The following is a 9,167-nucleotide window of genomic DNA, read 5'->3' as shown; positions in this document are numbered from 1 at the left end:
CGGAGGTTCGAATCCTCTCACTCCGACCATATTTTCAAGGGACATCGGGTTCAGAAAGACAGTGGACCTAGGTTCATTGAACCTTAGCCGCTGCCGAACTCCAGGGCGGACGCCGCTTTTCTCAGATGCCCCGGGCTGAATCGCGCATAGACGGATTCGGTCACCTGGACACTGGAATGCCCTAGATACTGGCTGATCTCTGCCATGCTCACCCCGGCCTCGGCCATGTGGACAGCCGCGGTATGGCGCAGAACATGCGGCGTAACACCACTTAACCCGGATGCCCTCACCGCGTTCCTGAAACCGGTCTTGATAGATTTCACGGGTTTGCCTGCCCATTCGATCACATAGTCGCTGAGAGCTGCCTCCCGAGCTTCTTCCAGAGCATTCATCAGCATGTCATTGACCGGAACAATAGCCCGTCCTTTCCGACCAGTTTCGGACGTGCGGAGGTTGATCTGGCGCCGGCCCAGATCGACACGGTTCCAGGTAAGCTCCAGAGCAGCCGAGACGCGCGCTCCGGTCGTCAGCATGAGAATGATTGCCAAGCGCGTGTGAAATGACATGTCGACAGATAGGAGCACCCTGATCTCAGATTTGGTCAGATACCGCTCTTTGGGTACTCCTTTCGGCGGCAACTCGAGGCGCGGTGCACTATCGATCAAGCCGGAATTTGCGGCCCAGTTCAAACAAGTGCGCAAACTGTTCATCTGAGACCAGATCGTACCATCTTTCCGACCTGCGCGACGCCGGTCTGCGATGTAGGCGCGACAGTCATCAATGGTGATCTGGTCGGGACGAAACGACCCGAACCAGGGAATGATCGACTTGCCACGATGGATCATGCTTTGTTCGACGGGGCGACCCGCCACTTCGCGCGAATAAGCGGTCCAGAGTTCAGCGACGGTTACGCCGCCCCGGGGCTGTTGAATCCCAGCGATGAAGTCACGCGCTGCAGCTTCCGCGTCCTTTCGGGTGCGTGCCTCAAGCTGATAACGGCGTCGCTTGCCGTCTTCCTGCCAGACGATTGCGAAGCCGCCTCGGAATCTCTGGATGGTGAATTGCTGCATTTCTCGTATGCCTCGACAGCTTCAACGGAGATCCGGATGAGCTTGCCGATGCGGAACGACGCAATTTCGCCTCGTTGGACAAGCTGGCGGACGGTTTCCGCGCTGCAGGACCAACGTATTGCCAGGGTTTCGCAGGTGTAGGGGCGGCTCATTCGACCTCCAGGTTCAGTTTCAAGTCGACCGGAGTTGGCCGGGACTTCTTTGTTATTGCGCCGCCGCCTGAGGCTTGCGTGCAGTTTTCGGGTTTTCTTCGATTTTCGGGACCAAAGCGCACTTGACGTTGTGAACGTGTTCGCGTATTTAATATTCACGAAATCATCAAGAGAGTCAACCAGGAGATTCGGCATGGCACTGTCGGCAAGCGATCGGAAACGAAAACAGCTAGAACGTGAGAGGCTCGCTTTGTTACCGCTTCACGACAGCACCTACCCCTATCTCAGGACCCCCTTCTTCGAGTATCTTGAGAACGACCCCAACTGGACTGGTGTCGAAGACGCGTTCCAACTCATGGGTTGCGATGCACCCGTATTCGAAGACGACCGCGGTCCGGAAGAATTTGCCCACGAAGATTCTTTCGCCAGCGAAGAGGCTCGCCTCGAGGCTTTCCAGGGTTCCGAGAACTCCATCGGGCGGGCTGAGGTGATGATCGACCACCTCTACTCCGCGGCCGTTCAGTTGTCGGAAATCGTGAACAATTACAAACGCAAGGAACTACAGCAGCGCCTAGAGGAACTTGAGACCGCCGAGATGGTCACTCCCGAAGAGCGCAAGGCTGCTTTTGAACAGGCGGCGCACATTACCCGGATCCTCGAGCAACTCGAAAAAAACCAGCGGATAACCCTCGCGAAGCATCGCGTGAAAGGGATCTGACTTCAGCCGGAACGAGCTGCAGAGAACAGGCGCATGCGGTTCATCCGCAAGGATCCCGGAAGCAGCAGGCAAGGATGCCGGTGCTTCCGGATCTGCTGCACACGGTTTGACCCGTTCATGCTGCAAACTGCCTGTCGTCCAAGACGACCAGCAATAAAAGTTAACGCCGCGGCCGAAAAGCTGCGGCGGCGTCCCCAGTGTTTCGCGTTCAAAGTCCAGCTGAACGCGCTGCACTGTGAACGTTTTCGGCTCTCCGCCACGTACATCTAGCGCGCTCCCTTAGGTCGGGAACGTGAACGATCACTCATGTCAAAAGGACAGATCATGACTTCGATCCCTGACTTCAGCTCAGATGACAATCTTCCGGTGGCGGCGGGTCTTTCCGATGTACCCGATCTGCCTAGCGGCTATGTTTCCCGTTCAGACGGGATCTGGGTCGTATCCGACGAAGACAATAAGGTACGCATCTGCGGGCCGATCGCGGCAGTGGCGCTAGGGCACACCGATGCTGGTGACGGTTGGTGCAAGTGCGTCGTCTTTCAGGATCGCAACAGGGAACTTCACGACCTGATTTTCCCGCTCAGCATGTTCAACGACGCCGACGGAAAGGCGGTGCTGAAACAGCTGCTTGATCGCGGTTTCTGGATCGCCGGGAAAGCAGGAAAGGCTGTCTTGAGGCTGCTCGATGAATGGGAACCCGAACAGCGGATTACATTGTTCAACCGTCACGGCTGGCTAGGCGGCGATTTTCGCAGCTACGCAATGGGAAACGGGTCGGTCCTCGGTGCGTACGGCCGAACATCGACGGCACACATCGATTTCGCCGTCGGACAGTCTGGCACCTTGGTCGGCTGGCGGGAGGAGGTAGCGAGACTGTGTGCGGGCAATCCTCTGGCCATTCTAGCGGTCTGCCAGGCCCTTGCGGGTCCTCTGCTGCGTCCGCTCGGAGCCGAGGGTGGTGGGTTCCATTTCCACGGCGCATCTTCCTGCGGCAAGACCACGCTGTTGAAACTGGCCTGCTCGGTCTGGGGCGATGCGGACTACCGGCGCGGATGGCATTCGACTTGCAACGCCTTTGAACCTGTCGCTTGCATGCGCAACGACAGCTTTCTGCCGTTAGACGAGATTGGTGAAGCCGACGCCAAGAGTGCTGGGGAAACTGCCTATATGCTCGCCAACGGGTTGCCCAAGACCAGAATGACTGCCGAGGGAAAGGAGAAGGCGCAAGCTCGTTGGAAGATCGCCGTGCTGAGCAATGGTGAAATACCGTTTGCCCAGTTTCTTGGAGAGGCAAGAAAGAACTCCAAGAAGGGCATGCTTGTGCGGTTGGTGGATGTCCGAGTCGATGGTCGCCAGCATGGAGCTTTCGACGATCTGCATGGGATGCCGGACGGCGGTACGTTTGTGAACGTACTTCAGGATGGCTGCAATGCTTGCCATGGGCACGCCGGGCCGGCGTTTGTTCGGTGGTTGATTGAAATGAGCGGATGGGAGAGGGTGAAGAGTACCTTCACGGAACTCCGTCGTTTCTATTACGGCGAACTCGGTTCAGCCCGGAGCGCCCAAACAGAGCGCGTCGCAGATCGGTTTGCCTTGGCCGCACTTGCCGGGGAGCTGGCAACGAGGGCAGAGCTAACCGGATGGAATAAGGGTGAATCGCTGAATGCTTGCCGGGAAGTCCTGGTAGCCTGGCGTGCGGTGCAGCAAGAGACCGTAACGCAGCCAATCGACGAGATCATAAAGCATCTGCGTCCTTGCATCGAGGATCCCAAAGGGTGCGAACTGAACGAGACCGGGACGACCTTGAGTGCACCGAGGGGATGGTATGACGACCAGTTTCTCTATCTCCGACCGGAAACTCTCAAGAGCATCTGCGGTGACGAAGCCAAGCGTGTTGCTGGGCGATTGCACGATGCCGGAATGCTGGAAAGGTGCAAGGAAGGGCTGCAGTACAAGCTCCCTCGCTCCATCGATCCCGACAGGTCACGCGCCTATGTGATCGCGAGGCGCGCGACTTCACCTAGGGAATAGCGCTGCCAAGTTGAAAGACCATTCGTAGCTCGCACTTTTGTGGTCCGGTTGATCCAAGTGGTCCAGCCGGACCAACAGCGCTGTCGTGTCTTAGCGGAGGCTGTCAGGGCCTACACCACAACCTGTCACGCCACTCCACCCCGAGATAACCATATGCTCACAGATACTTACACAACACGACGACATCGCCGCCGCCGTGCAGAAAACACGCACGTCAAGGCCATCCACGTCGTCGTCTACACCCGCGTTTCCACCGCCGCCCAGAACACCCTCTCGCGGCAGCTCAAGCGGTGTGAAGCCTACGCCAAGGAACGCGGCTGGACGGTCGTCGACCGGTTTGACGAAATCGGCTCGGCCTTCGGCCCTTTCGAGAAGAACCGTCCGGTATTCCGCAAAGCCCTTGCCCGAGCAGTACATGAGGCCACGCAGTTCGACACGGTTATCCTGGTGGACGACATCACGCGGCTTTCGAGACACGGTCCTGACGCTGATCGGCTGATTGCGACCGGTATTCCCTTCTGCGTCCGCGGATGCTCGGGCCCCCTCGGCAAGGGCAAGCTACGGGACGGGATTCGCGCCGCTTCGAAAACGAGCCGGAACAAGTCGGATGCCCAGAGAGATGCGAACCAGACCCGGGACAAGGATGCCAAGCCGAGGGGTGGAAACCTCTCGAATCCGATCCGGGTCAATGGCCACGAAACCAGTTCCGGGCGCGTGCGGGACAACATACTCCGGGCGGCAGAATGCCTGGCACGGCAACCCGACCTCCCGAACATGACGCTGGAGCAGGTCGCGCTGCACCTGACCAACCACGGTGTCCGACGCGTCATGTCCCTCAAGACCCTGCGCGAGGAAGACTGGACAGTTCGGGAACTCAACCGGCACTGGGACACCATCTTGGCCGAGATTGTTCGGATCCAGGCGCAGCTTGGCTGGCCGTTCGAGCAGGGTGCAGTGTAGCCAGATCTGCGCGGTCCGTCCGGTCCTTCTGGTCCGAGCGGACCGGCGTAATCCTACGCCTCCTCAAGATCAAGCTGAGCGCCTCACCGACAGGCTGCGCCAACTACACTTTACCCCACCCTATCCGCGTCACATCTCCACATCTTTACAGAGACTTACCTCATGTCCCGCTACTCTCTCACCGAACCAAAAAGTCCGGCGCGCAAGCGCCGCGCGAGCCTTAAGGCGAGCGGTGCCGTGCTCTATCTTCGTTGTTCGCACACCACCCAGGATTCCTTCGACGAGCAGCGCGACGCCGTTAAAGCTAAAGCGTCGTCCCTGGGTCTCGAAGTCGTCACCATCTTCGAAGAAACGGCGTCGGCGTCCGGTTTCAAGGGCTTCGAACGCCGTGATCTGCAGAAGGCGATCCGGATGGCGCAGAACGGCAACTACGCCATCATCGTCGCCCGTATCGATCGCCTCTCCCGGAATGTCGACGACGTGCCGAAACTGCTTGCCACGGGTGTCCCCTTCTATGCCGCAGACAGGCCGCACAAACTGTCAGGCAGGGTCCTGGAGGCCGGTGTCCGGCGCGCGCAGGACGAAGTCGACATCAAGAAGCTGAACAAGCGCCTGGAGGAAGCCATGCGCCGGCTCAAGGGCAAGACACGGACCTGCGCGATCACACCCGAGACCGCCGGTCGCGGGCGCATGACCAACATCCTCCGGCGCGACGACAACATTCGTGCAGCGGCGCATGCCCTTGCCCTCCGTCCGGACTGGGAGACCATGACGCACGCGGAGCGGGCTTCCTACTTGCAGGCCGCTGGGATCTTCCGGGTGATGAGCACGAAAAAGGAAACGACGAAGCCCTGGACGCCTGAGGCCATAAAGAAGAACTGGCCTCGGTTGCGTGCCGAGATCGAACTATATCTCTCGGAGGACTGAGGGGCCGGTTTGTCGGTGAGCGATGTCATTTCCCATGATCAGCGGCCGCACTCGCAACTGCAATGCTTACCCGCCAGCCAGGGGTGATGGGCGTGACGCAGAAGGACGCGACCTGTCGCTCAAACTGTTCCCGGCTTTCCGCGAAATGGGTGCCAACGATTAGATGAAATCAGAGTCGGGACAACGAGCACCCGCACTGATCTGCCGATCCTGACGCAAAGCCAGTCCTTGGCTTGTTTCTTTTATTGTCCTTCCCTCACAGCCAGACTGGAAACACACTATGAAACTACCGCAAGATCCCGATTTGTTCCTCGAGTACATCTATGGCCCGAATGTAGCTGGCAGCGCCGCTCGTCCGCTGATTTTGCTGGAATGGATAAAAGCACTGCCTAATGACGCCGGTCCCAACTTCTGGCGCGTCGTCGCGGATGTCTGGTCCAGCTGTGACTTGATCCCGCATATCCATTTCTCAGTTCAGTTACAGCGCTTCCGCAAAGATGCGCCCGAGATCGACTTGCCGGCTGAAAGGGTCGTTTTTCGTGGTCAGGATGCACGGCAACGGCTCGGTCTCTCGTGGTCACTCTCGCGCGAAGTTGCAGAACGGTTCGCCAAGGGCCACCGTGGCATTTTGAACCCCGAACCGGCGGTGTTCTCCATGAAGATCCGTAGGGAAGACGTTGCCTTGTCGCTCTCCGATCGCAACGAAGATGAGATAGTCTTGTTCACCATGCCGCACATACGGAAAAATCCGACCATCGAAATGATTCCCTACAACTGCGAGACGGCGTTCGCAGGCTGACCATCAATTTGACACGGGACAACCACCCGATCGCGAGGCCCGGTGGGCACTACCGGACCTCGCCGTCATCTGTCCTGTTGTTGGTGAAAGGCATGCATGGCAAGACCGCCCAAGAGCGTCATTCCAGCCTGAAACCAATGGACGAACTGTGTCATCTTGACATCGTTTGCTTCATGATCGACGCGGGCAGCAAACTGGACGGTGTCCTTGAACCCCTGACCAGATGAAGTGCCGATGATAGGAGTTGGCTTGCCTTGGGTTTGGAATGAGCCAAGATCTCATCCTCGCCCGATCCCGTGACTGACGCTTCGGTTCCTCCGGGAAATTTCCCGTCGCGTGGGAATATTGTCTTCCCACGCATAACCACATGACTTTCAACGTAAATCCACATCGTGGGGCGCTATAATCAAGTCAGAACAACACACTGACTCAGAAAGGATTTTCAGTCATGTCCACGCACCGCAATCCGCATGCAGACTCCCGACTCGCCCACTTCGTCGAGCGCCGCATCCTCGAGCTCTCCGGCGTCAAAACGCAGAAGGAAATCGCGCGCGAAGCCGGCTTCACCAACGCGAACATGCTCAGCATGATCAAGTCCGGCGACACCAAGTTGGCGCTCGACCGCGTTCCGGATCTAGCAAAGGCCCTCGATTGCGATCCGAAAGCGTTGTTCATGATGGCGCTGGAACAGGCCGGCTTGGAGACGACGAAAAAAGCTGTCGAGGACATTTTTGGCACCCTGGTAAGCGCCAACGAGGTCGCGTGGCTGGAGGAAATCCGCGCTGCCTCCGGTGGAGGAGATCCCAGGCTCACGGCACGTGCCCGCGCCGCGATCAGGAGTATTTTCTGATGGCGCGCGCAGGTGACAGCTACGGGTTCAGGCTGCCGGACGACCGCTCCGAGTTGAGCGATAACGAAAGGTTTTGGTTACAGGTCTTGCGGGATCTCTACGGCGACAAGATCCAGTCGCCGCGCCTGATCGACATACAGGCTCTGAAAGGGACGCTGTGGCGCGATCAGCCACAGAGCTAGTTCCTCCAGCGGGCGGGCGGACAGGCCCTCTACAGGGCCGCGTGCGTCGTCTTTGGCCGCAATCTCGTCAGGCGGGAAGGCCGCGGCCCGGAACGGCCGACCGCGGCTCCCGCCACTTCTCACACCAGGATCATGTCCTGGGTGACCTCGGCCAGCAGGGTGTCCTTGAACACCACGGTTTCGCCCCCCGAGGCAAAGACCACGTCCTCGCCCTGCTGCTCCAGTGCCGCCAGCACCTGCGCCTGCGTCAACCCGAAATCGCTGAAATCCAGAGTGTCCCAGGCCTCGACATCCGTGACGATCACCTCGCTGGCCTGGCCGTCATTGGTGAACACGAAGGTATCGGCATAGGCCCCGCCCGAGACCACCGCGTCGCCCGGGCCCGGGTCCAGCACGTCGTCGGGGAAGCGCGCTTGCATCCAGGTCACCATGTCGTCGCGCGTGCCGTTGACGAACTCCAGCGAGGACAGGAAGAAGCCCACGACCTTGGCGCGCTCCATGCCGCCCTCCAGCGCGTCGATCCAGCCCTGCAGGCCGCCCGCGTCGGGTGCCCGCTTCAGCACGTTGAGGTAGAGTAGCGTGACGAACTCGGTGTCGGAGGTGGCCGCGCCGTAGGTCGACTGGAACTCGGGCGAGGCCATGAAGCTCTCGATCACCTGCGGAAGGGTCATGTTGCCGCTCGACAGCGAGCCGGTCCAGGTGTTGAAGCCGCCGCCGTCCGGGTCTCGGTCGAAGATCGCGCGGTAGAGCCGGTAAACGTCGTCGCCCCAGTTGGTGATGTCGCGAGTCTCGTCGAAGAGATCCTGCGCCACGGCCGTCTTGCGGACGTGCTCGGCGGATTCCGAGAAGAACAGCACCAGGTCGGTGCGGGTCCAGGTGGTGTCCAGCCGGCCCACCCAGAAGTCGCGATCCTCGGCCGAGGGTGGCCGGTCCAGCACGTTCTGGTAGAGCAGCGTGACGAAGTCGGCATTGGTGGTGTTGCCGTAGGTGCGCTGGAACTCGGGCGAGGCGACGAAGGCGGCGGCGACCTCGGTCAGCGTGGTGCCGCCCAGGAGCGTGAGCGTCCAGGTGTGATGCCCGCCGCCATCCGGCGCGCGCCCGAAGACAGTGTCATACATCCGGTAGACCTGCGCGGATTCGTCGAGGTAGTAGAGGCCACGGGAGTCGCCGATCAGGACATCATTGCCATCAGCGCCAACGAGCTTGTCGATGCCACCTGCGCCCGTAACGGAGTCATCCCCTTGTCCCGCGTCGATCAGATCGTTTCCGGGTGTTCCAAGCAGGTTTTTGGAGTCCTCGGTCCCGGAGATCGTGGCCGTGGGATCTGCGCTGACCGCCGCCGTTGAGGCGCTGATCACGACCTCTGACGTGCCGAAGCTGTCGGTGTAGCTGATCCTGACTGCAATCGTTGAGCCAACATCTGCAGGCTTCAAGAGATAGGTGGCGTTGGTCGCGCCCGGGACCGCTGTGCCGTCCCG

10 protein-coding genes and 1 pseudogene are annotated in these 9,167 nt (G+C 59.7%); 8 read left to right on the top strand and 3 right to left on the bottom strand.

Features of this window, described 5'->3' with window-relative positions; genetic code table 11:
- Nucleotides 1–83 precede the first annotated feature (83 nt).
- Together PVW46_RS14815 and PVW46_RS28770 are read right to left on the bottom strand one after the other, a co-directional pair.
- Nucleotides 84–1,070: a tyrosine-type recombinase/integrase gene (locus tag PVW46_RS14815; RefSeq protein WP_069211264.1), complete on the bottom strand. Its 987-nt coding sequence runs from the start codon at nucleotides 1,068–1,070 to the stop codon at nucleotides 84–86.
- Nucleotides 1,071–1,087: 17 nt separating this feature from the next.
- Nucleotides 1,088–1,222, bottom strand: a pseudogene (locus PVW46_RS28770) (excisionase family DNA-binding protein); the annotation flags it as partial.
- 193 nt (nucleotides 1,223–1,415) lie between these two features.
- On the opposite strand from PVW46_RS28770, the gene PVW46_RS14810 reads away from it, so the two are divergent.
- The 8 genes from PVW46_RS14810 (at nucleotide 1,416) to PVW46_RS14775 (ending at nucleotide 7,689) form a co-directional block, all read left to right on the top strand.
- Nucleotides 1,416–1,940, top strand: a complete 525-nt coding sequence (locus PVW46_RS14810; RefSeq protein WP_043143856.1) for a hypothetical protein — start codon at nucleotides 1,416–1,418, stop codon at nucleotides 1,938–1,940.
- A gap of 306 nt (nucleotides 1,941–2,246) precedes the next feature.
- Nucleotides 2,247–3,971, top strand: coding sequence for a DUF927 domain-containing protein (locus PVW46_RS14805; RefSeq protein ID WP_083242483.1), 1,725 nt, complete (start codon nucleotides 2,247–2,249; stop codon nucleotides 3,969–3,971).
- Between the two features lie 153 nt (nucleotides 3,972–4,124).
- Nucleotides 4,125–4,931 (top strand): recombinase family protein, encoded by an 807-nt coding sequence (locus tag PVW46_RS14800; protein WP_069211266.1) that lies wholly within the window; start codon nucleotides 4,125–4,127, stop codon nucleotides 4,929–4,931.
- Between the two features lie 162 nt (nucleotides 4,932–5,093).
- Nucleotides 5,094–5,858, top strand: a complete 765-nt coding sequence (locus PVW46_RS14795; RefSeq protein ID WP_069211267.1) for a recombinase family protein — start codon at nucleotides 5,094–5,096, stop codon at nucleotides 5,856–5,858.
- 280 nt (nucleotides 5,859–6,138) lie between these two features.
- A complete protein-coding gene (locus PVW46_RS14790; protein ID WP_139022630.1) occupies nucleotides 6,139–6,657 on the top strand; it encodes a hypothetical protein in 519 nt (172 codons plus the stop codon).
- A 92-nt stretch (nucleotides 6,658–6,749) separates the two neighbouring features.
- A complete protein-coding gene (locus PVW46_RS14785; protein WP_263281698.1) occupies nucleotides 6,750–6,884 on the top strand; it encodes a hypothetical protein in 135 nt (44 codons plus the stop codon).
- A gap of 221 nt (nucleotides 6,885–7,105) precedes the next feature.
- Complete coding sequence (locus PVW46_RS14780) at nucleotides 7,106–7,507, top strand: helix-turn-helix domain-containing protein (RefSeq protein ID WP_043143849.1); 402 nt, start codon at nucleotides 7,106–7,108, stop codon at nucleotides 7,505–7,507.
- A complete protein-coding gene (locus tag PVW46_RS14775; protein ID WP_043143846.1) occupies nucleotides 7,507–7,689 on the top strand; it encodes a hypothetical protein in 183 nt (60 codons plus the stop codon). Before PVW46_RS14780 ends, PVW46_RS14775 begins: the two co-directional genes overlap by 1 nt.
- A 119-nt stretch (nucleotides 7,690–7,808) precedes the next feature.
- On the opposite strand, the gene PVW46_RS14770 is transcribed toward PVW46_RS14775, so the two are convergent.
- Nucleotides 7,809–9,167, bottom strand: a 1,359-nt coding sequence (locus tag PVW46_RS14770) for a DUF4214 domain-containing protein (RefSeq protein WP_274576392.1), incomplete at its 5' end; no start/stop codon positions are given.

Origin of the sequence: Mameliella sp. AT18 (assembly GCF_028807275.1) — a bacterium.
In the GTDB taxonomy this organism is placed as follows: domain Bacteria; phylum Pseudomonadota; class Alphaproteobacteria; order Rhodobacterales; family Rhodobacteraceae; genus Antarctobacter; species Antarctobacter albus.
This window is presented reverse-complemented; position numbering and strand designations above follow the sequence as displayed.